The sequence below is a fragment of the Sulfurimonas sp. CVO genome, assembly GCF_009883775.1.
Classification (GTDB): Bacteria; Campylobacterota; Campylobacteria; order Campylobacterales; family Sulfurimonadaceae; genus Sulfurimonas; species Sulfurimonas xiamenensis.
On sequence record NZ_CP033720.1, the window covers coordinates 942,643 to 965,750 of the forward strand.

The following is a 23,108-nucleotide window of genomic DNA, read 5'->3' on the forward strand; positions in this document are numbered from 1 at the left end:
GTTTATCTCTGCTATTTAGCGGAGATAAACTCCTCATTTATTAAAAAATCAAAAAACATACAAAAAACAAAAAGGATAATAATTGCTACAAAAATATTTAAAAAAAGAGGAGTGGTTTTCCAATATAAAAGGAGACACACTAGCAGGCTTGGTGGTCGCACTTGCACTTATACCAGAAGCCATAGCTTTCTCTATTATTGCGGGAGTTGATCCCAAAGTAGGACTTTATGCATCTTTTTGTATCGCGGTTGTTATTGCCTTTGTTGGCGGCCGTCCCGGAATGATTAGTGCGGCAACGGGTGCAATGGCGCTTTTAATGGTCACACTTGTAAAAGAGCACGGTTTGGAGTATCTTCTTGCGGCTACGGTTTTAACAGGTATGCTTCAGATGATTGCAGGGCACTTTAAACTCGGTCAGCTAATGAGTTTTGTCCCCCGCGCGGTTGTTGTCGGTTTTGTCAATGCACTTGCCATACTTATCTTTATGGCGCAGCTTCCCGAACTCACAAATGTTTCGTGGCATGTATATGCGCTTACAGCTGCAGGTCTTGGCATTATCTATCTTTTTCCATACATTCCAAAGATAGGAACACTGCTCCCCTCTCCGCTTATAACCATCGTAGCTATCACTTTGGTGGTTATTTTATTTGACATAGATGTAAGAAATGTAGGAGACATGGGCGCGCTTCCAGATACGCTTCCGATTTTTTTAATTCCTCAGATTCCTTTTAACCTTGAGACACTTATGATTATACTTCCATACTCTATATCTTTAGCTATAGTCGGCCTTTTGGAGTCTTTAATGACGGCTACTATCGTAGATGATTTAACGGATACAAAGAGTGATAAAAACCGAGAGTGCAGCGGTCAGGGCGTTGCAAATATTGCTTCAGGTTTTATGGGCGGTATGGCAGGTTGTGCCATGATTGGGCAGTCCGTTATCAATGTAAAATCAGGTGGACGAACAAGACTCTCGACTCTGCTTGCGGGTGTATTTTTACTTATAATGGTTGTATTTTTAAGTGATTTAATCTCTATAATCCCAATGGCGGCACTTGTGGCGGTTATGATAATGGTTTCCATCGGTACATTTGACTGGGGCTCTATAAAAAAATTAAAAACTCTGCCGATATCTACAAATGTAGTTATGGTGGCAACAGTTGTGGTGGTTGTATGGACACATAATCTAGCACTTGGAGTATTTGTGGGTGTACTTTTGGCATCGCTCTTTTTTGCAAACAAAATCAGCCATTTTATGTATAGTGAAACATTTTATAATGAACAAACAGATACAAGAACATATAAAATAGTCGGTCAGGTATTCTTCAACAGTGCGGACAGATTTGTAGAATTTTTCGATTTTAAGGAAGTTGTAGAAAATATCGTGATAGACTTAAACAAAGCTCATTTTTGGGATATTTCTGCTGTGTATGCACTTGACAAAGTAGTGATTAAACTTCGCCGTGAAGGTGCAAATGTAACAATTATCGGCAAAAATAGAGCGAGCAGTACTATAATTGACAGATTTGGTGTTCACGATAAACCAGAAGAGATTGAAAAAATAATGGGAGGACATTAAAGCATGCAAAATATAAATACTATAAAAGAGGCTGTACTTGCCTGTATAGACGGCTCAAAATATTCTGAAGCTGTTTGTGAATATGGGCTGTATATTGCAAAAGAGTTAAAATTGCCGTTAGTATTATTAAATACAATAGAACATACACATATATCATCCAAAAGTGACCTCTCTGGAAGCATCGGCTTTGGTGAAAGAGATACTCTTTTAAATGACCTTTCTGATGAAGATGCCGTGGAAAGCAAAAAGCTTATAAACAATGGAAAAGATATTTTAAAATCCTTAAAAGAAAAAGTTATAAACAGCGGTTTTGAAGATGTTGTAATCTCTCAAAGACATGGAACTTTATATGAAAATCTCAAAGAACTTGAAGAAAAAATGAGAGTTGTTCTGTTTGGGATATCTGGAGTTGACCATAACTCAGATATTATGGAAATCGGATCTCAGGTTGAAAATATTATAAGAGATGTAAATGTGCCGATTATTTTAGTCAACAAAGAGTACTCTCCTATAAAAAATGTAATGATAGCATTTAACGGTGAAAGTGGTTCAACAAGAGCTCTGGAAGAAGTTTCCTCCTCCCCTATGCTGGGAAGGGATATAAAAAGATTTGTCATAAATATCTGCAATGATACAAAAAAATCTCAAGAGTTAATTGAAAATGCCAAAGAAATAATCCAAGATAAAACACTCAACTGTGAGTTTATATCAAAATCAGGCGATCCTTTAGAAGAGATTTTAAATTCTCAAAAAAGTAATAATATAGACATAATGGCAATTGGTTCATATAGCCACGGTAAATTAAAGACAGCTCTTTTTGGAAGTTTTACAACAAAACTTATCCAAAATGTAAAAATTCCGCTGATTATTTTAAAATAATTTATTTGCAGTGACAAGTTTTTTGTCACTCCTTAAGTTTAAAATCTTTTATATAATATATACCGACTCCCTGCCCTGTCTCTTTTACATCTACATCAATTCTTATTGACTTGCTTATACTATATTGCAATATTATAGTTGATATCTCATCATTTCTATAAACAAGACGGATATTTTTGCCAAAGCGTGTTCCTATCTCATATCCAAGAGTTCCCTCTTCATTTGTTAAAATATTTAAAGTATCTATTTTCAAATTTGTTGATTTATTAAGCATCTCTTTTAAACCCGCACCTAAAAGCAGATTACTTAGAGAAGTTTTAGAACTATCTTCACTTGTATCAAAAACAGATGAAGCAGCAGCGCCAAATAAAATATATGACATAATGTCTTCTTGACTCATTTGAGGATTTGAAGCAAAAATAATTACAGGAGAATTTACTCTATTTGTAATATATATCTCTATGTCTATGTTATCAAGCGTATAATAGTGCAGATTTAAATTTAGATAAGGATTTGTATATTTATCATCAACAAAATATATTTCGCTCTCATCAAACTCGAAAACTCTGTCACTTATATTAATGGTTCCTTTGTTAATTTGTACCGTCCCAAGTATCTGCATTGAGCTACTTGTCTCTTGATAAAGCGTTAAATTTGGAGTAAATAAAAGATCAGCTTCTTTTATTTTATACTTTATTGGTTTTAGTGAGTTTATAGATATATTTAATGCTCTATCTACTTTTTTCTTCTCTGGTTTTATATCTTGAATAATTATAATATCTTCATCACCAATAACATGCTCTTTTTTAGGAGCATATGTAACTATGCCGTCTAAAACAGTTATATCACCTGTAACATTTTGTTTACCGCTGCTATCAATGCTTGCTTGCAAATTCATTTTTAAAGTTACATTGGCATCATCTGATTTATAATGAAATTTATCACTTTTTATATTAATATCTGCACTCATATCAGATGGTCTTAATATTCCTCGTAATAGCAAATTATCATAAACCCAAAACTCTTTAAGCTCTAGCTCGCCTTTTTCGTTTAAAATAATTTTTGAGGCTCTATTTGAGTAAATATTATAATTTGCAACTTTAAAACCGTATCTTTGCAGAGTTGCTTGAGAATTTTTATAAAAAAACTCAAAAAAAGCATCTTCTCCCGTATATATAGTTTTAGTATCAAGTTTAACTTTATACCATGGAATATCTAATCTTGTTTTTATCTCAAATGTATCTTTATAAGATATATCTGCTTTTATAGTTGCTTTTGCATCAAAAAACATATCCTCATCAAGTGCATTTAAATCAAGTTCATACAATAGAGTATTTAGAGACTCTAACTCTGAGTCAATGTTAAGTACTCTTTTATTTAAATCTCCCTCTATATTAAACTTGCTAGAGCCCATTTTAGCTAAACCTTTAAGAGCTCCTTTATCATCATTAAAGAGTGTTAAAGAAAAAATATCTGCATTTATATTGCCTCTTATAGTATCTTGATCTTTTGATACAAAAAGATTTATTTTGGAAAATTTATCATGATAATACTCTTTTATAAAAGGTGCCTCTTTTTTTGGATAAAGCTGACCGTGCAGCGTTGAAGCGTTGTTGTCTCTCTCAAATATTCCATCTAAATATGCATATTTTGTATCTGCTTTTAAAATAAAATTTTTATAGTCTTTAGTCTTAGTATTTACTTCAATATCTTGCGCATCAAAATCAATTTTCGTAAAATTTTCATCTTTATTTATCTTTAGTGCAAAATTTTTAAAAGGCAGATTTAACTCATCTTTTATTATCTCTGCATCTAATTTAGAATCAACTTTTAAATCAAATGTAACTAAAGTTTCCTGTTTTACAAAAATTTCACTCCTTTCATAAAAAGCACCATAGTCTGAATTAACAACAAAAAAATCATCTTTAAACTTATATATTAAATTTATGTTTGTATTGTTTAATTCAAGGTTTTCAACATCCTTAAAAATAATCTTTTTTAATGATGTTTTTAAAGATATTTTTTTCATTGATACATCTAAATCTACATCAAATTTTTCTGGAGTATATGTTAAAAAATATAGATACTTACTTTTTATCTTTTTATCTATTAAAACAGTTGATTGCGCTTTTAAATTATTTGATTTTATCTGCCCATTGAGAGAAAGCAAACCATAAGATGTTTTCAATTCAAGCTCTATTTTTTCAAGGTCGATTTTATCTCTAAAACTAAAATCAGAACCCTCTAAATTGAAAGTGTAGAGTTTATTTTTATAGTTAATATTTGCATTTTTTACATCTATTTTTGAAATATTAAATGCAAATTTTGATTCTTGTTCTTTATCGCTAGATGATTTTAAAATCTTATCTGCATCTATAGTAACTCCCTTTGCACCTATATATTCTATTCTTGGAGTCGGATGTATCAACATCAAAAGATTATAATTTACTCTAAGCTCATCAATTTTTATACTCTCTTCATATTTAAAATCTTTAATAACAACTCCGCTATACAGAGTGCCCTCTATCAAACTATATTCTATTTTATGCTCTTTTAAATATTTTTGAGCAAAATATGGCACAATATCTTTTTGAAATAAAATAAAAATAGCAACAGTTGCTATAAAGAGTGCAAATATTGTGATAATTTGAAAAAAAAGATAAGTTTTTTTTATCAAAACAGCTCTCCGATATGAAAATGTATAGCATATTGTTTCATAGGATTTTCTATATCAAATCCTGCATCAATTGCAATTGGTCCGACTGGTGTATTGTAGCGAAGTCCAAATCCTGCACTATAATATCCATTGTCATAATTGGGAGTGCTGTCATTTCCCAAAAATGTAGTATCGCTAAAAAGAACTCCTCTCAAATCTTTGTAAATATTAAATCTAACTTCAGCTGTAGTTTCTATAATTGAATCAGAGCCTATAGGGTTGTTTTTATCATCTGTCGGACCTAATTTTCTATAACCATAAGCACGATTGCTGTACATTCCGCCGGCAAAAAAACGGTAAGAAGATGGGATATACCCATCACTTATGCTTAATGTTCCAAAAGTTGCTTTTAAACCAACAATATAGTCATTGATAGGGAGTATGTAACCGCCGTTTAATTTAAATTTATGATATGATGCATCAGAAACAGCACTCTTTACAGAACCGCTTATTTGAGAATTTATAAAATACCCCGATCTTGGATCTAATATTTTATCTCTTGTATCATAATTCCATTCAAGTTTTGGAGATACTACAAAAAGAGAACTTTTTGGAAATAGAGTTTCATCATTAATATCATAAGTTCTTGCTTTATCAAAAAGTATACTTTCTTTAAATGTTGTATAGGAGGAGACCTTTTGTTTTAAAAAAAGATCAGCAAATATTCTCTCTTCTTTAAAAGTTATAAAATCTTCATTTTCATAACCAACTTCAAAACCTGTAAAATTTTTATTTATAAGCGGCATATCAAAATTTGTTTTTATGGTCTGTTTTATTTGAGTTACTCTTGTCTCAGCTCCCAAACTTTTGAGATTTCCTAAAAAATTTCTATGTTTAATTCCAAGAAAAAACATAACACCTTCATCACTGCTAGCACCTAAGCCGGCCATAAAACGAACAGGTTTTTCATTTTCTATTGTATTTATAGTTATATCAACTCTATTGTTTTTCTTTATATTTGTATTGATTATAGATTTTGAAATACCTTCATATCCATATAAGCTCTCATAACTTCTTGTTATTTTATTAGTAGAAAAAGGCTCACCTTCTTCAAAATATATAAGAGACTTTAATATATCAGCATCAATATTTTTTGTAGGTATTATTTCTATATTGCCAAAATAACATTTCTTATTTTGTATAACTTCATATGCTAAATAAGCAAAATTTTGCTCTATATCTATCCATGCTTTTGCATCAAGAGAAGCGTTGCAAAAATGGCTATTTGCATAAAGCAGTTTTATATCTTTCTTACTCCGTGTAAATTTATCAGCACTAAATATTTCACCCTCTTTAAAAGGAATCTCTTTAGAAATATCCAAGTTTGATATAAAAGTTACACTTTTAACTATAATCGGGTTATTTTCTTCTATAAGAAGAGTTATTGAATTTTTATCTTTTAGATAAGATATATTTGTGTGGTAAAAGCCTTTTGATTTATAGTAATCCTTAAGAGCCTGTATGGTTAATTCTATATTTTTAAATTCAATAACAGGCTCATCCACATAAAACTCATAAAAGTATGGTTTATGCAGTTCGAGAACACTATAAAGTTCTTTTGATGAAAGCTCTTTATTTCCGCTAAAAAGCAGCAGATGCTCTTTCGCAAAAAGAAGTGCAGAGAATAAAAAAAAGGTAAAAAGCTTCTTTTTCAACTACACCCCCACAATGCTATTTTAACTCTTTAAGAGCCTTTATGACTTCATCCAGATTTTCAAGAGGAATATGAACTTTCCACTCAGGCTCATTTTCATTTCCTGCCAAAGATATACCTATACTAGCAACACTTCCACTGCCTGCACCATACGGCTCATCCATTTTAATAATAGTTATAACACCTTTTTGTGTTCCATGTAACTCAATAGTTTTTGACATTCCAACTCCTTTTATATTATTTAATAAGTCTAGCAATTTTTGCCTGAAGTTTCAACCATAATTTATGTTCCATCAACGGAAATCCTGCAAATGTTAAGCCGCTTTGATTTATACTCTTTGTTACTCCGCTTCTAGCCGCCATTGTTGTAAAAGGAGCAATATTTAAATGTCCTGCTGTTGCACTCTGTCCTCCCATTACAACATTTCTTCCCATTGTTGTAGAGCCGGAAATTCCTGCTTGAGCAACCAGAACAGAGTGCTCACCTATTACACAGTTGTGTCCGACTTGAACAAGATTGTCAATTCTTACGCCATATTTGATAAGAGTAGTTCCAAAAACTGCCCTGTCTATAGTAGTAGAGCTTCCGATTTCTACATCATCTTCTATAACCACATTGCCGTTTTGATATATTTTTCTATGCTCACCCATCTTGTTTGTTGCAAAACCAAAACCATCACTTCCGATTGTTGTGTTTGCATGAATAATACAGTTGCTTCCTACTCTACAGTCTCTGTATATGCTAACACTTGGATAGATGATAGTATTGTTACCGATTACACTGTTGGCACCGATATAAACATGTGCCATAATAGTACAATTTTCGCCTATTAAAGCGCCTTTTGCAATTTCTGCTTTTGGTGAAACAACACTTCCCTTGCCTATTTTAGGTTCTGCTAAAGTTTCATCTTCGATAGGAGGTGCAAAATATTTTGAGAGCGTTGCCATCTCCCAGTATGGATTGTCAACAACTAAAGCAATAGTATCTTTAGGAACAAACTCTTTTGTAGATCTATCAACTATAATAGCACCTGCATTTGAGTCTTGTATCTCTTTTATATATTTTGAATTTGCTACAAAAGATATTTCGCTTTTCTTGGCATCACGAAGAGTATTCATCTTTGTTACTTCAAAATTCTCACCGCTAAAATCACACTTTAAAATTTTTGCAATCTCTTTTAAATCCATTTTTCACTCCTAATCATTAAGCTTTGCTATCCTTGCTTGCAATCTTTTCCAATCTCTATGATTCATTAACGGAAACCCGCTGTAAACTCCGCCGCTATTGCTTATGCTTTTTGTTACTCCGCTTCTTGCAGTAAAAGTGGAAAAAGGTGCTATATCCAAATGATCGCTAAAAGCACTCTGCCCACTTACCACACAATTGCGTCCTAATGTCGTAGAACCGCCAACTCCTGTTTGGGCAACGAAGAGAGAATACTCTCCAATATCACAATTGTGTGCAATATGGATAAAATTATCCAGTTTTGTACCGCGTCTAATAATAGTAGAATTAAAAACTGCCCTATCTATTGCACAGTTTGCACCAATCTCTACATCATTTTCTATGATAACATTTCCGTTTTGATAAATTTTTATATGCTTACCCTCTTTTGTATGAGAAAAACCAAATCCATCAGCACCGATTACACTTCCTGCATGAATGATACAATCACTTCCAACAACACTGTCTCTATAGATGGTCACATTTGGATATATTATAGTGTTATCACCGATTACAACATTTGTCCCAATATATGCACCCGCCATTACAGTAACATTTGAGCCAATAACTACACCTTTTTCCACCTTTGCCATAGCGTCTATATAACACTCTTGACCCACTACTGCATGCGAAAGCTGCTGCTCAATGGGTTTTTTGTAAAAAAGTTTTGTAGCTTCTGCCATGGAGATAGAGACATCTTCACAAATTATATAAGAAGAGTCTTTGGGAAGATGTTCAATTAATGCATTTATTATTAAAAAAGCTTTGGCTTTGGAAGATTTTAATTCGTAAGAGTATTTTTTATGTATTGCAAATGCTAATTGTGATGATGAAGAGAGAGAAAGTTCATTCATGGACTCTATCTCTATATCTTTGCCCAAAAACTCAAGCTTTAGATGCGAAGCTACATCACTCAAAAGCACTTGATTTATCTCTCTAGTGCTACAGCACCGCTTCTTACAATCTCTTTTGGGTTATATTTATTGATAATTTTTAAAAAGTTCTCCACTCTTTTTGGTTCATCTGCAACCATTGTTATAATTACATTCTCTCCGACATTAACAATTTTACCATTGTAAGCAGAACATAAAATGCTTATTTCTGTAATATCTTCAGTTAAAGGAAATTTGACCAATGCCATCTCTTTTTCAACTAAATCAGCGTGTTCATAAACTTTTAAAACAGGAATAAGTTTATGAAGTTGTTTTATTATCTGCTCTATAACCCGCACTGAACCTGAAGTAACAATAGTAAGTCTTGAATACTTGCTCTCTGGAATAGGCGCTACCGTCAATGATGTAATATTGTATCCCCGTCCGGAAAAAAGATCTGTAATTCGAGACAAAACACTTGCTTCATTTACAACAATAACAGAAATAACTCTTCTTTCACTTTTCTCCATTATTTTTTCTCCTTTTTCTCTAATAGCATCATGTTAAACAGTGAACCGCCGGCCGGCACCATCGGCATAACATTTTCTAATCTCTCTACAACAACATCTATAAATGTAACAACATTTTTATCAACTGCTTCTTTAAGTGCTGCGTCAAACTCCTCTTTCGTTTTGACTCTAAATCCTATTCCGCCAAATGCTTCTGCAAGCTTTACAAAATCGGGTTGAACACTTAAATCAGTTTCACTGTGTCTTTTATCATAAAAAAGAGTCTGCCACTGACGAACCATTCCAAGATAATTATTATTTAATATAATATTAATAACCGGCAGTTTTTTCTCAACTGCAGTCATTAACTCTTGACAATTCATCAAAATTGAACCATCTCCTGTAAAATTTATACTTATTTTATCAGGTGATGCTGCTTTAACACCCATAGCTGCAGGAAAACCAAATCCCATAGTTCCAAGTCCGCCTGAACTTATAAACTGACGAGGACGAGTAAAAGGATAAAATTGCGCTGTCCACATTTGATGTTGTCCAACATCCGTTGAGATATTCGCACTATCTCCTAAAAGTTCCCCTACTCTCTGTATAACCCATTGAGGCTTCAATCTATCTGTATCTTCATGATACGCCAACGGATGAAGTTCATTAAAATTATTTATAGTATCTCTCCATGCTGTATATTTTGCAGGATTAACACTGGATGACAATTTTAACATTTCACCAACAACATTTTTAACATCACCCACTATTGGATAGTCAGCATTTACAAGCTTTGAAATACTAGCAGGATCTATATCCACATGAATAACACCGGCATTTTTAGCAAACTCTGAAAGTTTACCTGTTACACGGTCATCAAATCTAGCACCAAGAGCTATTACTAAATCTGTTTCACTCATAGCCATATTCGCAGCATATGAGCCGTGCATACCAAGCATAGAGATTAAAAATTCATCATCGTGACTAAGAGTTCCTCTTGCCATAAATGTCTCAACAGCAGGAATCCCTGTTGTATGAATCAGCTCTCTTACTTCATAAGCAGCATTGGAGTTTATAACACCGCCGCCCAAATAAAAAAGAGGTCTCTTCGATTTTGCTATAGCTTCCATAGCTTTTTTGATTTGACGAGGATTTCCTTTGACATTTGGTTTATATGTCTCTAAATCAAGTTCAATCGAATAATCAAAATCTGCCATCTGCGCTGTTATATCTTTTGGTATATCTACATGAACAGGACCCGGACGACCGCTCGCTGCGATGTAAAAAGCCTCTTTAAGTATGCGCGGGAGCTCTTTTGCGTCTGTTACAAGATAGTTGTGTTTTGTACATGAACGACTTATTCCAACAGCATCAATCTCTTGAAATGCATCTGTTCCGATAAGACTCATAGGAACTTGACCACTAATTACCACAAGCGGAATTGAATCCATGTATGCATCTGCAAGTCCAGTTACGGCATTTGTAAATCCAGGACCACTTGTTATCATGGCAACACCTACTTTTCCACTTGCCTTTGAATAACCTTCAGCAGCATGGATTGCAGCTTGTTCATGTCTTGTTAAAATATGTTCAAAATTATTTTGTTTATAAATCTCATCGTAGACATTCATAATTGCTCCGCCGGGATAGCCAAATATTTTGTCTACACCCTCTGCAATTAAAGCTTCAATGACCATCTGTGCGCCACTTATCTGCATGAAAAGTCTCCTATTGTAAAAAATTCGCTAATTATATATAAAGTGAACTATATTGAAAGTTAAAATTTGGTTTAATTTTTAATTTAATATCTATTTAATTATTATTACAAACAATTTACTCGCCTCTAATATAATTCTCTTCTTTTAATACTTTATAAATAGTTTGCTGATGCTCTTCACCTTTAGTTTCGACATGTACCGTTACATTCGCATCACCATAATCAAGCGAAATAGATGTTCTGTCATATGCTATATGAACGATATTTGCATTTAACTCTTGAAGTATTTGAGTAAAACGCATCAAAGAGCCGGGCTTATCGACAAGCGTTACTGTAAATTTCATTTTTCTGCCTGATTTCAATAAACCTTTTTCTATAATTACAGACAAAAGTGTAACATCCATATTTCCGCCACTTAGAACAATAGCTACATTTTTATTTTTTAAATCTTCAAGTTTATCATGAAGAAGTGCAGCAACACCGACGGCTCCAGCTCCCTCAACCACCAATTTTTGTTTTTCAAGTAAAAAAAGAATTGCGCTTGCTATCTCTTCATCATCAACACTGATAAACCTGTCTACAGTCTCTAACATATAAGCTAAGGTTATAGGAGATGTGTCACGAACTGCAATACCGTCTGCTATTGTTCGCACGCTTAAACTATCTATAGGTTTTTTAAGCTCAAATGAATTTTTAAGCGCAGGCGCTCCTTTTGCGCTTACCCCAATAACTTCTATCTTGGGGTTTATACTTTTAAATGCCGCTGCCATTCCAGATATAAGTCCGCCTCCGCCTACAGGAATAACAACTGCATCCAAGTCTTTGCACTTATCCAAGATATCCAGTGCCAATGTTCCCTGTCCTGCTATGACATATTCATCTTCAAACGGATGTATAAAAGTTAATGAATTTTTTTTGCCATGCTCTATAGCATAAGCATATGCTTCATCATAGTTAGTTCCATGTAAAATAACTTCTGCACCATAATTCTTAACACCGTTTATTTTTGTAAGCGGTGTAGATTCCGGCATAACGATTACGGCTTTTATGCCAAATTTAGAAGCTGAGAGTGCAACTCCTTGAGCGTGATTTCCTGCGCTTGCGGCTATAACACCACATGCTTTTTGTTCATCGCTTAATGATGCAACTTTATTGTATGCACCTCGAATCTTAAATGCACCTGTAATTTGGAGATTTTCTTTCTTAAGATAAACATTACAACCGCTGCTTTGACTAAGATGCGGTGCATATGAGAAAGGCGTATCAACTGCAATCTCTTTTATTCGCTCTCTCGCCTCATAAATCTTTTTTACATCAAACAACTACAACTCCTTTATAAAAACTTATGTTCTACCATTGTGCACATATTTTGAACAACTTTTATTCCCGCAGCCTTTGCTTTAGCAGCCGCTTCATTATTTACAATCCCTTTTTGAGCCCAAAAAACCTTAATATCGCCTCTCTCAATGCATGCATCTGCAACTGCGTCAAGTACGCTTGGTTTTCTAAAAATATCTACCATATCAACTTTAAAAGGAATTTCTAAAAGTGAACGGTACACCTTTTCACCGAGAATAGTCTCCTCTTTCGGATAAATAGGAACTATTTTAAAACCTTGCTCTTGCAAATATTTTGCAACTTTATGACTATCTTTACTTTCATCAGGCGACAAACCCACAACAGCAATAGTTTTAGTGGTATTAAAAATATCTTTTATCTCTTCTTTATTTGAATTAATTGTTGGAAATTCACACTCCATTTTATATCCTTTAAAAAATAGTAAGTGATTATATCAAACTAATGAACAAATCACTATAATCAACCGGATATTTATTTAAATAATAATTTTTCCTGTCCTATTCTATAAAGTGCAAAATCATATTTTAGAGGGTCACTGTTGTCAAAAGTTTTAAGTTTTTGAGTCAGTTCAACAGCCGCTTGCAAGTCATAACTTTTTCTACTTAAGAGACCAAGCTTTTTAGAAACGGTAAAAGTATGTGTGTCAAGCGGCACAATTAAATCAGCCCTGTCAATTCCTCTCCATAATCCCATATCTATTGCGTCAGCTCTTACCATCCAGCGAAGATACATCATCCATCTTTTCAATGCACCCGCTCCCTTTGTTTTTGTAGTGATATTAGATATCAAAAAGTTATAACCTTGGCTATTATAGGGATATACATTTTGCAATGTTTTTATAAGTTCATTAACACCTTCAACAGCACTTTTATTTTTTTTATAACCAATTTTAAAAATTTCTTCAAGAGTGTTTTTTTTATTGAGTCTTTTTAGTGCTATAAATAAAACTGTTATATCTTCACTCTTTTGAAATCTATAGTAGTGATTTTTTAAAGCATCTCTTATCTCATCATCACTTTTTTGCAAAAGAGAAAAATCAAGAGAATTTAAAAATTTAATAATCTGTTTTACATTTCCATAAGCAAAAAGAGCACAAATTAATGAAATAGTCGGATCTTTATAACGCCGTGCAATCATTATCGGATCTAATCGCTCCTCACAAAGTTCGCCGTCACAATTGCGTTTAGCAACTTCTAAATCGAGAAGTCGCTTAATATATATATCATTCACCTAAAGCCATACTCTTAAAATTTTTTTTATAGCTTAAATTCTGCGCCCAGATAGTGTTTACGAACATCAGGATTTTGACCTATCTCTAGACTCGTTCCGCTCGCTAAAAGAGAGCCTGATTTTATCACATATGCTCTATCGCAGACATCCAATGTTTCACGAACATTATGATCGGTGATTAAAACACCGATATCATATGATACAAGTTGTTTGATAACTATTTGTATGTCCATAACCGCTATTGGGTCAACTCCGGCGAAAGGCTCATCTAAAAGTAAAAATTTAGGCGAATTAACCAAAGCTCTAGCAATTTCAACACGGCGTCTCTCTCCTCCGCTTAAACTAATTCCCTTACGATAACGAATCGGTTCTATGTTAAACATATCAAGCAGTTCTAAAATCCTTTTTTCTTGAGCTTTTTTATCTTTTATTTTTACTTCTGCAGCTATTAAAAGATTATCTTCTACACTCAAATCTTTAAATATAGAAGCCTCTTGCGGAAGATAACCTATGCCTTTTAAAGCTCTTTGATGCAGTGGCATTCCTGAGAGATTTTCATCATCAAAAAAAACCTCACCGCCGCTTGCTTCAACAAGTCCGCAAATCATATAAAATGTTGTTGTTTTTCCTGCTCCATTTGGACCTAAAAGTCCAACAACTTCACCACTTTTAACTTCTAAGCTCATACCTTTTACTATCTCTAAATCTTTTATTTTCTTTTTTAAATTCACCGCTTTTAATGTGTGCATACTGTGTACTCTCTTTTATCGTTAGAAATTTTTTTTATGTTTATTGTTATAGTCTTTATTCCGGCAGAATCCAATATGTTTGCCAGCGCATCATCACCCCACTCTACAAAATGAAGACCATCTTTTTCTAACTCTTCAAGCATACCCAAAGAGATAAAATGTTCTAATCCGTGATTGTACATATCATAATGAAAAATTCTATCTCCATAGCAGTGCTGAAGAGAAAATGTAGGCGAAGTCACCTCTTCATCAATTTCTAAAAATTTAACCATTTTTTTTACAAAAGTAGTTTTGCCCGCCGCCAAATCTCCACGCAAAATAATGACACCGTTTTTAAAATTTTTATCTATATCTTCTATTAAAACATCAAGTTCATCTAAACTTAGTATATATTTTTTCATAATTTATTTGATATCTCAATAATTTGTTTAAGTTTTTCTTTAGCTTTTCCTGTTCTTATGGCCATTCTTGCCATTTCCATTCCATCTTGAAGATCACGCGCCAAGCCATCAACCATAAGAGCACAAGCAGTATTTATAAGTACAATATCCCTTTGTGCATCCGTTGATTTTCCATCAAGAATATTATACAAAATTTTTGCATTTTCTTTTGAATCTCCACCAACAATAGCTTTTAAGGGAACTCTTTTAATGCCATACTCTTGAGCGTCTATAACAAACTCATGCACAACTCCGTCACACAGCTGTGAAGCGTAAGTAATATCGCTTATGCTTATCTCATCCATACCCTCTTTTGAACTTACAACGATGGTAGAGGTAGCCCCGTTTATACGAAGAGCCTCTGCTATTTTTGGAACAAAGGATTTATTAAAAACGCCTAAAAGTGATTTTTTCGCTCCTGCGGGATTTGTAAGCGGACCTAAAATATTAAAAATTGTTTTATCGGGTATAGTTCTTCGAACAGGCATAATAAATTTCATAGCAGGATGATGCGTCTGTGCAAACATAAAAGTAAAGCCTGACTCTTCAAGAAGTTTTGCACTGTTTTTTATACCTAAATCAAGTCTCACACCAAGTTCTTCAAACATATCTGCGCTGCCGGATTTTGAAGTAACAGAACGGCTGCCATGCTTTGCAACCATGCTGCCGCATGAAGCAGCTACAATAGAAACGGTTGAAGAGATGTTAAAACTTCCTATCTTATCTCCTCCTGTTCCGACAATATCTATAACTTTTGAGCGCAGATCATCAGATATGGGGAGCTCTATCGCAAATGAGCGCATAACTTCAGCTGCTGCTGCAATAGTTTCACCTTCAGTATTTTCATCAAGTTTTACGCTCAGTAAAAATTCTCTAATCTCATTATCACTCATCTCATGCTTAAAAAGCGAGGTAAATAGTTTTTTAGCCTCTTCGTAGTTCATGAAATCTCCTTAACATACTCTTCTTGAAGACTTTTTGGCGTTGATTTAGTCTGAGGAATTTGAAGTATTTTGTATTTTTTTGTAAAGTTTAGATAATTTATAGTAATAATATCTCCGACAGCAACATTTTTACTTGCTTTTGCTACCGCATCATTTATAAGAACAACACCATTTTCTATCATATCCTGCGATATGGATCTTCTTTTTGTAATATTTACCGAATTTAAAAATTTATCTATTCTCATAAAACACCATTTATTATATTTTTTTTATATTGTAGAGAAATAAAACTGAAATTGATGTAAGAGTTGCAATATTTTTATTTCTTGCATCTTTTAATAGTGCTAATTTATTTTATTTTTTAAAAAATAGTATATAGTATATAATTAAAAAGTTTCACACTAATTTCACATCTAAAAAATATAATACACATTACATTTTTAGATGTAATAAAAGGATTTCAATGTGATAAAAATTTTATTTGTATACTTCTATATCTTTGTTTTTGTACTTAGTGCTAAAGTAGTTAGTGTTGATGAATGCATCGATAAAACACTCAAAAATCACCCTGATGTTAAAAAAGCAGCTTTAGGTGTTTTTGAAAAAAAATCTTCGGTAGATATTGCTAAAGCGGATTATCTTCCACAGATAAATGTGAGTGCCCAATATAACCCAATCGACACTTTCGCTGTGCCGAAGGATAATCAGTTTGAAACCATTGAGGATGACAGCTGGCGAGTTGATGCGGTGTTAAATCAAAAAATATATGATTTTGGAAAAACCACTTCAACTATTAAAGCATATGAAAAAGATGAAAATATAGCCAATCTTTCTCTAGATGATGCAAAAGCTCTTCTGGTTTACAGTGTAAAAAATCAGTATAATTTAGCACTTTTAAAGACAAAAGAGATTGAGGTAAGAAAAAAAGATTTACAAACAAAAGAAGAACTTTATAAACAAGCAAAAGCGCTTGTTTTACAAGGTTTAAAAACAGAAGCGGATGCAACAAGCATACTAAGTGAACTCTATATTGCTCAAGACAACTTAGCTATTGCCAAAGCTGATCTCAATAAAGCACTTACAACTCTCTCTCTTTATACAGGAGAAAGATTAGATGCAGATACTCAACTTAAAGAGAGTGTAGAGGTCAAAAATCAAAATATAATGAGTGCAGATATGCTTTTTAAAGATATTTTATCTAAAAACTTTTTGCTTAAAAGCTCACAAGAAGAGATAAAAAAAGATGCTTTGATATATAAAGCTGCGAAAGCTCAAAACTTCGGTTCAATCGATGCCATAGCTTCATATAATTATCAAAATTCACTTAATGAGTATGATGAATCTTTGGTTGGAGTAAGTATCACTGTTCCGATTTACAACGGTGGAAGAATAAGTGCTCAAACACAACAGGCACGCATCGCAAAAGAGATAGCAAAAGAGTCGTATAATTCCCAAAAACTACTACTTCAAGAGGAGGTGGAAAATTTGGTAATTGATTTACAAAGATATAGATATACCATAAAGGCCAAAAAGGCTCTTATAGAGTCGTCAAATGCAACAAAAGAGATAGTTGAAGCAAGATACAAAGAGGGACTTGCAACCTATATAGAAGTGCTTGATGCATCATCAACATATCTCTTTGCTAAACTTGGACTTCTTGAAGCCAAATTCAGCATCAATAATATAATAAACAGATTAGATTATCTACAAGGACAAATTCAATGAACAAATGGCTAAAATATACAATAATTACACTATTTATCGCTATTGGAGGCGCTCTATTTTACAATAAAGTATACATTGTAAAATCAACATTTGCTACAACAAAACCGACAAAAGGAGATCTTCATATAACAGTGCGCGGCATTGGAAATGTTGATGCTAAAAATATATACACTATTACGGCGCAAAGCGGCGGAGAGATAGAAAATATATACTTTGATGAGGGTCAATGGGTTAAGAGGGGTGATCTTCTTTTAACGATTGATCCGGTAGATCTTCCTATGCTTCTTGATGAACAAAAAGTAGCACTTAAAAAAGCTAAGCAAGAGGTTCAAACAACACAAAGTGATCTTGAAAGTCTCAAAGCGCAAAAAACACTTATTTTAGTAACATACAATCGTTACAAAAAACTGTTGGAACAGAAATATGTAACGCAAGCAGAATATGACAAAGCAAGCAGCGATTTGCAAAATATAGATGCGCAAATAAATGCTTCTAAAGCAAAAATTGCTTCTGCAAAACTAGAGATTCAAAGATTGCAAAAGAGTATGGAAGCGATAGATGCAAAACTGCAAAGATTTAAAGTTTACTCTCCTGTTGATGGTTACATTATTTCAAAAGAGGCAGAAGCAGCGCAATATGTCCTGCCGTCTGCACCTGTTTTTAAAATAGTAGATCCAAAGACATTATGGGTTGTGGCAAATATTGATGAAAGAGTGGCAAAGGGTATCAAGCTTGATCAAAAAGCTTCTATTAAACTTAGATCACAGCCAAATGTAAAATTAAACGGAAATGTTGAAAGAATAGTAGCTATAAGCAATCTTGTTACACTTGAGAGAGAGATAGCGATAGGATTTGAAACCACTCCGATTCCGTTTTATATTAATGAGCAGGCTGAAGTAAATATAAAAGTTCAAAAGTATGAAAATGTTGTAAAAATTCCTCTTAATTTAATTACTACTAAAGATGGAAAAAAAGGAGTCTGGGTAGCAAACAGCGATAATGCATACTTTCATCCGATTTCTATTTTGGCACAAAATGACGAAGAAGCAGCCATTTCATCAGGAATAGATGCGGATACTGAACTGTTAGTACCTACAAGCAGCAACAAACCACTTAGTGACGGCATGAAGATATACAGATGATTAATTTAGCAAAAAGAGATATTGAGCACACCCTTGGCAAATTTATAGTCACCGCTATGGGTGTTGGGATGTTGCTTGGAATTGTTCTTATTATGATTGGCGTATACCGTGGCATGATGGTAGAAGCGGAAATATTACTTAATGATATTGGCGCAGATTTGTGGATAGTTCAAGAAGATACCCTAGGACCTTTTGCCGAATCCTCAAGAGTTCACGAGGACCTTAAAAATATCATCTATGTAATGCAGGGTATAGATAAAAGTGAAGCAATGACCTTTCAAAATATCCAGCTGCCACGCAAAGATAAGTCAGTTCTTGCCGTTGCAGTCGGATATGATATCTATGGAGCTATTAATCCCATCAATCCTAAAAGGTTGATAAAAGGACGAAAACTAAAAAATGACCATTATGAAATTGTAGTTACAGACAAGACAGGCTTTCAACTAGGAGAAGAAATAAAACTCGGAAGAAATTTTTATAAAGTTGTCGGCATTACAAGTAAAACAGTTTCAAGCGGTGGAGATCCTCTTGTCTATATAAGTCTAAAAGATGCCCAAGAGCTACAGTTTTTATACTCAAACAAAGAGATACAAAACGATGAAGCAAGAGGAATAGAAAATTCGGAATCTTACAGGGTAAACGCAATTGTCGCAACTGTTAAAGATGGTTTTGATGTTGATAAAGTAGCCCATGATATAAGAAAGTGGCAACATAAAAATGTATATACGGACAAGCAGCAAAGAGATATACTCACAAAAAATCTAATTGAAAAATCTTCTAAACAGATAGGACTATTTACTATTATATTGGTTATAGTCTCAACAATTATTATTGCACTTATTATTTATACCATGACATTGGAAAAAATGAAAGAGATATCTATTATGAAGCTTATGGGGCTTCCAAACACTCTTATTATAGAGATGATTGTTAAAGAGACAATACTCCTTGGTATTTTTGCTTTTATTTTTGGAAATATATTTTCACACTTAATTTACGATAAATTTCCTAAGCTTGTTGTATTACAAATTCCAGATGCATGGATACTTTTTGGCGTAATTGTTTTTGCATCTATTTTAGCCTCTTTTGTGGGTGTAAAAAAAGTAATAAGCGCCGATCCGGCAGCAGCAATTGGAGGATAAGATGAGCAAACAGAGTGCTATTAAAGTTCAGAATTTAGTCAAAAATTTTGGTAAAGATGATAATTTAGTCCGAGTAATTGAGAATGCGTCATTTGAGATACAAAAAGGAGAAGTTGTTGCACTGATTGCTCCAAGCGGTGCAGGAAAAACAACTCTTCTTATGATGATAGGGTGTGTTATAGAACCAACAAGCGGAGAGATTTGGCTAGGAGAAAACAAAGTTTATCATGATAAATGGTTAGCTAAAGATACAAGACGCATAAGAAGAGAAAAGATAGGATTTATATTTCAAGCTCATTATCTTGTCCCTTTTTTGAATGTTTTAGAGAACATAACACTTCTTCCGCAGGCAAACAATGTAAGTGAAAAAGAGGCAAAAGAGAAGGCAATGGAACTCTTAGAGTATCTTGAAATTGCCGATAAAGCAAATAATATGTCATCACAGCTCTCTGGAGGGCAAAATCAAAGAGTTGCCATTGCACGCGCACTTGCGAACAATCCAGAAATTATTCTAGCGGATGAGCCTACAGCTGCACTTGATGGAGAAAGAGCTGTTAGTGTTATAAAAATGCTCAAAAAAATTGCAAGAGAGCAAAATGTAGCAATCATCACCGTTACACATGATGAAAGAATTCTTCCATATTGTGACAAAATTATGAAAATACAAAACAGAGGTATAGTTTTTCACGAACTAAAAGAAGAGAATATATTGTAATATATCGGACTAAAGAGTGTCCGATATAAAAATTTTTTAAAAATTAAAACTGTGGTTGAAGAAAAGGAATAACTTGCTTTTTACGGCTAAGTACACCATCTAACCATGCTTGGTTGTCTTGAATTTTTACATTGAATGCTTTTTCAACTTTTGAAACATCATCACTTAAAACTAAAAGCTGTGATCCTTCTTTCATAATATCGGTTAAAAGAATAATAATAGTATGAAGACCCTCCTCTTGCTTTATAAGTTTCATATCTGCAAAAAGTTCACCTATTCTATCATTTAATGCCGAAATATCAACCATTTCAAGCTGACCTATCCCGACTTTGGTGCCGTTCATATCAAAAGCTTTATAATCTCTCATATTAAGATCTCTGGCACTTGCGCCTTCTATAGCCGATTTTGCTATAAACATCTCCATACCTAGTGCTTTGTAATCATCAATATGAGAAATTTTTGCTAAATCTTTTACTGCTTTTGTATCAGCTTTAGTGCATGTTGGAGATTTAAAGATAACCGTATCACTTAAAATTGCACACATCATCATTCCCGCTAAATTTTTTGGAATAACAATCCCATAATAGTCAAACATCTCTTTTATAACAGTATTTGAACATCCGATAGGTCGTATCCAACACTCAAGTGGAGTATCTGTTGTTATATCGCCTAATTTGTGGTGATCTACTATACCCAAAATAGTCGCCTCTTTTATATCTTTTGGAGCTTGGGCAAGATCTGAAAAATCTACCAGATAGACCTTTTCACCTGCATAAGAGGTTTTAAGTTCAGGTTCCTCTGCTCCAAATCTTTTAAGTATAAACTCCGTCTCTGGAGAAATATCGCCTTGACGCGTAGGCACACAATCTTCACCTAGTTGATTTTTCAAATAAGCTAAAGAGATAGCACCGATAATAGAATCAGAATCTGGATTTGTATGACCAAAAATATATGTTGACATGTATTAACCTTTTATTGTTTAGAGAAATTTCGTTTTAATAAAAAATTTCACTTTGTTTTTGAAATTATACTAAAATTTTCTAGATGATATATTTTAGAGGAATCATTTCTAACAATAATGATATAATTTTTAAATGAATGAAGAGATAAAGAGTAATATTACAGATATATTTTTATATCACGGTTTAATATTTTTGACCGGTCTTTTAATAATAATCGTGTTAATCCACATGCTTTATAATAGGCGGACTCCAAGCAGTATAATTGCCTGGCTTCTTTCTATTATTCTTATCCCGTATATATCCATATTTTTATACTTTATAATTGGCTCAAGAAAACGAAAAAACAGATATAAAAAAGAAAATTTAGTACTTAAAAATAAAAATACGGACAATAATATACAAAATAATATCGACAGAATTTTAAGAAATTATAAAATAGCCGATGCCCAAAGAAACGAAGAATTTAAACTTTTTCTTGATGCAGTTCAATTTTATAATGAATTTTTAAACTGCATACAAAATGCAAAACAATCAATCTATATCAGCACTTTTATTTTTGAGTATGACAAAGTTACAAAAGAAATTATAAAAGCTTTAATAAAAAAAGCAAAAGAGGGAGTTGAGATAAAAATACTTATCGATTCCATAGGTTCCATAAATCTTTATTTACTTCAATATAGACTTAGAAAACTAAGAAATGCCGGTGCAAAAATTGAATTTTTTATGCCTATATTTGAAATGCCTTTTAGAAACTATATAAATCTCAGAAATCATAGAAAAATATATATCTTTGACAATGAAAAAGTTTTAAGCGGAGGAGCAAACTTATCTTTTGAATATTTGGGACCAACTTACAGCAAAGAGAGATGGGAAGATATTATGTTCTCAATTGTCGGTCCATCTGTAGAGCAATTTTTTGAAATATTTGCTTCAGACTGGCTTTATGCTTCTCAAGAAAAATTGACATTTGCACAAAACGGCAAAAACAGAGAGATAGATGGCGATATATTTCTGCAAGTTGTTCCATCTGGACCGGATATGGATAAAGACACACTTTATGAGGTACTCCTATCTGCAATATATGGCGCAAAAGAAAAAATTTATATAATAACTCCATATTTTATACCAAATAATTCTCTTATCCAAGCGCTTATTATTGCTCATCACAAAGGGGTTGATGTAAAATTAATCACACCAAAAGAGGCTAATCACACTATAGTAAATCTAGTTAGAAGTTCTTATATGAGAGAACTTGAGGAAGCCGGAATAAAGATATATCTATATAACGGCTCACTGCTGCATGCAAAAGCCATGCTTTTTGACAGTCACAGCGTAATGCTTGGAAGTGTGAACTTTGACAACAGAAGTCTCTTTTTAAACTATGAGGTTGTAACTTTTGTTTATTCCGGCAAAATCATAAAAGAGGTAGAAATATGGACACAAAAACTTATATCTAATTCCTCTTTTGGAACAAAAAATGTATCTTATGGCAAAAGAGTTTTTGAAAACCTTATGCGGATATTAGCACCGCAACTTTAAGGCTGGAATT

Annotated in this window: 22 protein-coding genes; 7 read left to right on the plus strand and 15 right to left on the minus strand. The window is 33.2% G+C overall.

The annotated features are described in order from the left end of the window. Window positions 1-82 precede the first annotated feature (82 nt). Together CVO_RS04800 and CVO_RS04805 are read left to right on the plus strand one after the other, a co-directional pair. Entirely contained in the window at window positions 83-1,579 is a 1,497-nt protein-coding gene (locus CVO_RS04800; protein ID WP_159570416.1) for a SulP family inorganic anion transporter, read from the plus strand. A 3-nt stretch (window positions 1,580-1,582) separates the two neighbouring features. Next, window positions 1,583-2,458 (plus strand): universal stress protein, encoded by an 876-nt coding sequence (locus CVO_RS04805; protein WP_159570419.1) that lies wholly within the window; start codon window positions 1,583-1,585, stop codon window positions 2,456-2,458. 25 nt (window positions 2,459-2,483) lie between these two features. Here CVO_RS04805 and CVO_RS04810 read toward each other — a convergent pair whose 3' ends face one another. From CVO_RS04810 to CVO_RS04875, 14 genes are all read right to left on the minus strand, one after another. After that, on the minus strand, window positions 2,484-5,135 hold the full coding sequence (locus CVO_RS04810; protein WP_159570422.1) for a translocation/assembly module TamB domain-containing protein: 2,652 nt from the start codon (window positions 5,133-5,135) through the stop codon (window positions 2,484-2,486). Next, window positions 5,132-6,829 (minus strand): autotransporter assembly complex protein TamA, encoded by a 1,698-nt coding sequence (locus CVO_RS04815; protein WP_159570425.1) that lies wholly within the window; start codon window positions 6,827-6,829, stop codon window positions 5,132-5,134. The genes CVO_RS04810 and CVO_RS04815 overlap by 4 nt, the downstream gene beginning before the upstream one ends. 16 nt (window positions 6,830-6,845) lie before the next feature. Further along, on the minus strand, window positions 6,846-7,049 hold the full coding sequence (locus CVO_RS04820) for a hypothetical protein (RefSeq protein WP_152299314.1): 204 nt from the start codon (window positions 7,047-7,049) through the stop codon (window positions 6,846-6,848). A gap of 16 nt (window positions 7,050-7,065) precedes the next feature. Then, window positions 7,066-8,016, minus strand: a complete 951-nt coding sequence (gene lpxD / locus CVO_RS04825) for a UDP-3-O-(3-hydroxymyristoyl)glucosamine N-acyltransferase (RefSeq protein ID WP_159570428.1) — start codon at window positions 8,014-8,016, stop codon at window positions 7,066-7,068. 9 nt (window positions 8,017-8,025) lie between these two features. Further along, window positions 8,026-8,976, minus strand: a complete 951-nt coding sequence (gene lpxD / locus CVO_RS04830) for a UDP-3-O-(3-hydroxymyristoyl)glucosamine N-acyltransferase (protein WP_159570431.1) — start codon at window positions 8,974-8,976, stop codon at window positions 8,026-8,028. Window positions 8,977-8,981: 5 nt separating this feature from the next. Beyond that, window positions 8,982-9,455, minus strand: a complete 474-nt coding sequence (ilvN, locus tag CVO_RS04835; protein ID WP_188093754.1) for an acetolactate synthase small subunit — start codon at window positions 9,453-9,455, stop codon at window positions 8,982-8,984. After that, window positions 9,455-11,152 carry an acetolactate synthase large subunit gene (locus tag CVO_RS04840; protein ID WP_159570434.1) on the minus strand — a complete coding sequence of 566 codons (1,698 nt, stop codon included), beginning with the start codon at window positions 11,150-11,152 and terminating at the stop codon, window positions 9,455-9,457. The genes ilvN and CVO_RS04840 overlap by 1 nt, the downstream gene beginning before the upstream one ends. 115 nt (window positions 11,153-11,267) lie before the next feature. Continuing rightward, window positions 11,268-12,473: a threonine ammonia-lyase gene (gene ilvA / locus CVO_RS04845; RefSeq protein ID WP_152299309.1), complete on the minus strand. Its 1,206-nt coding sequence runs from the start codon at window positions 12,471-12,473 to the stop codon at window positions 11,268-11,270. Window positions 12,474-12,484: 11 nt separating this feature from the next. Beyond that, window positions 12,485-12,910, minus strand: a complete 426-nt coding sequence (locus CVO_RS04850) for a CoA-binding protein (RefSeq protein WP_159570437.1) — start codon at window positions 12,908-12,910, stop codon at window positions 12,485-12,487. Between the two features lie 71 nt (window positions 12,911-12,981). Then, on the minus strand, window positions 12,982-13,740 hold the full coding sequence (locus CVO_RS04855; protein WP_241691020.1) for a TIGR02757 family protein: 759 nt from the start codon (window positions 13,738-13,740) through the stop codon (window positions 12,982-12,984). A gap of 26 nt (window positions 13,741-13,766) precedes the next feature. Then, window positions 13,767-14,489 carry an LPS export ABC transporter ATP-binding protein gene (gene lptB / locus CVO_RS04860; protein ID WP_152299307.1) on the minus strand — a complete coding sequence of 241 codons (723 nt, stop codon included), beginning with the start codon at window positions 14,487-14,489 and terminating at the stop codon, window positions 13,767-13,769. Next, on the minus strand, window positions 14,477-14,890 hold the full coding sequence (gene tsaE, locus CVO_RS04865) for a tRNA (adenosine(37)-N6)-threonylcarbamoyltransferase complex ATPase subunit type 1 TsaE (RefSeq protein ID WP_152299306.1): 414 nt from the start codon (window positions 14,888-14,890) through the stop codon (window positions 14,477-14,479). Before tsaE ends, lptB begins: the two co-directional genes overlap by 13 nt. Then, window positions 14,887-15,873, minus strand: a complete 987-nt coding sequence (gene trpD / locus CVO_RS04870; protein ID WP_152299305.1) for an anthranilate phosphoribosyltransferase — start codon at window positions 15,871-15,873, stop codon at window positions 14,887-14,889. The genes tsaE and trpD overlap by 4 nt, the downstream gene beginning before the upstream one ends. Further along, entirely contained in the window at window positions 15,870-16,118 is a 249-nt protein-coding gene (locus CVO_RS04875; protein WP_159570440.1) for an RNA-binding S4 domain-containing protein, read from the minus strand. The genes trpD and CVO_RS04875 overlap by 4 nt, the downstream gene beginning before the upstream one ends. A 220-nt stretch (window positions 16,119-16,338) precedes the next feature. Here CVO_RS04875 and CVO_RS04880 point away from each other — a divergent pair, with 220 nt between their 5' ends. Genes CVO_RS04880 through CVO_RS04895 form a run of 4 tightly spaced genes read left to right on the plus strand, consistent with a single transcriptional unit; the run spans window position 16,339 to window position 20,597 of the window. Further along, a complete protein-coding gene (locus CVO_RS04880; protein WP_159570443.1) occupies window positions 16,339-17,598 on the plus strand; it encodes a TolC family protein in 1,260 nt (419 codons plus the stop codon). Further along, window positions 17,595-18,740 carry an efflux RND transporter periplasmic adaptor subunit gene (locus CVO_RS04885; RefSeq protein ID WP_152299302.1) on the plus strand — a complete coding sequence of 382 codons (1,146 nt, stop codon included), beginning with the start codon at window positions 17,595-17,597 and terminating at the stop codon, window positions 18,738-18,740. The genes CVO_RS04880 and CVO_RS04885 overlap by 4 nt, the downstream gene beginning before the upstream one ends. After that, a complete protein-coding gene (locus CVO_RS04890; protein ID WP_159570445.1) occupies window positions 18,737-19,882 on the plus strand; it encodes an ABC transporter permease in 1,146 nt (381 codons plus the stop codon). The genes CVO_RS04885 and CVO_RS04890 overlap by 4 nt, the downstream gene beginning before the upstream one ends. A gap of 1 nt (window position 19,883) precedes the next feature. Then, window positions 19,884-20,597, plus strand: a complete 714-nt coding sequence (locus CVO_RS04895; protein ID WP_159570448.1) for an ABC transporter ATP-binding protein — start codon at window positions 19,884-19,886, stop codon at window positions 20,595-20,597. 43 nt (window positions 20,598-20,640) lie between these two features. Here CVO_RS04895 and CVO_RS04900 read toward each other — a convergent pair whose 3' ends face one another. Further along, on the minus strand, window positions 20,641-21,558 hold the full coding sequence (locus CVO_RS04900) for a manganese-dependent inorganic pyrophosphatase (protein WP_159570451.1): 918 nt from the start codon (window positions 21,556-21,558) through the stop codon (window positions 20,641-20,643). A 133-nt stretch (window positions 21,559-21,691) separates the two neighbouring features. Here CVO_RS04900 and cls point away from each other — a divergent pair, with 133 nt between their 5' ends. Continuing rightward, on the plus strand, window positions 21,692-23,098 hold the full coding sequence (gene cls, locus CVO_RS04905) for a cardiolipin synthase (protein WP_152299298.1): 1,407 nt from the start codon (window positions 21,692-21,694) through the stop codon (window positions 23,096-23,098). The last annotated feature ends 10 nt before the right edge of the window (window positions 23,099-23,108 follow it).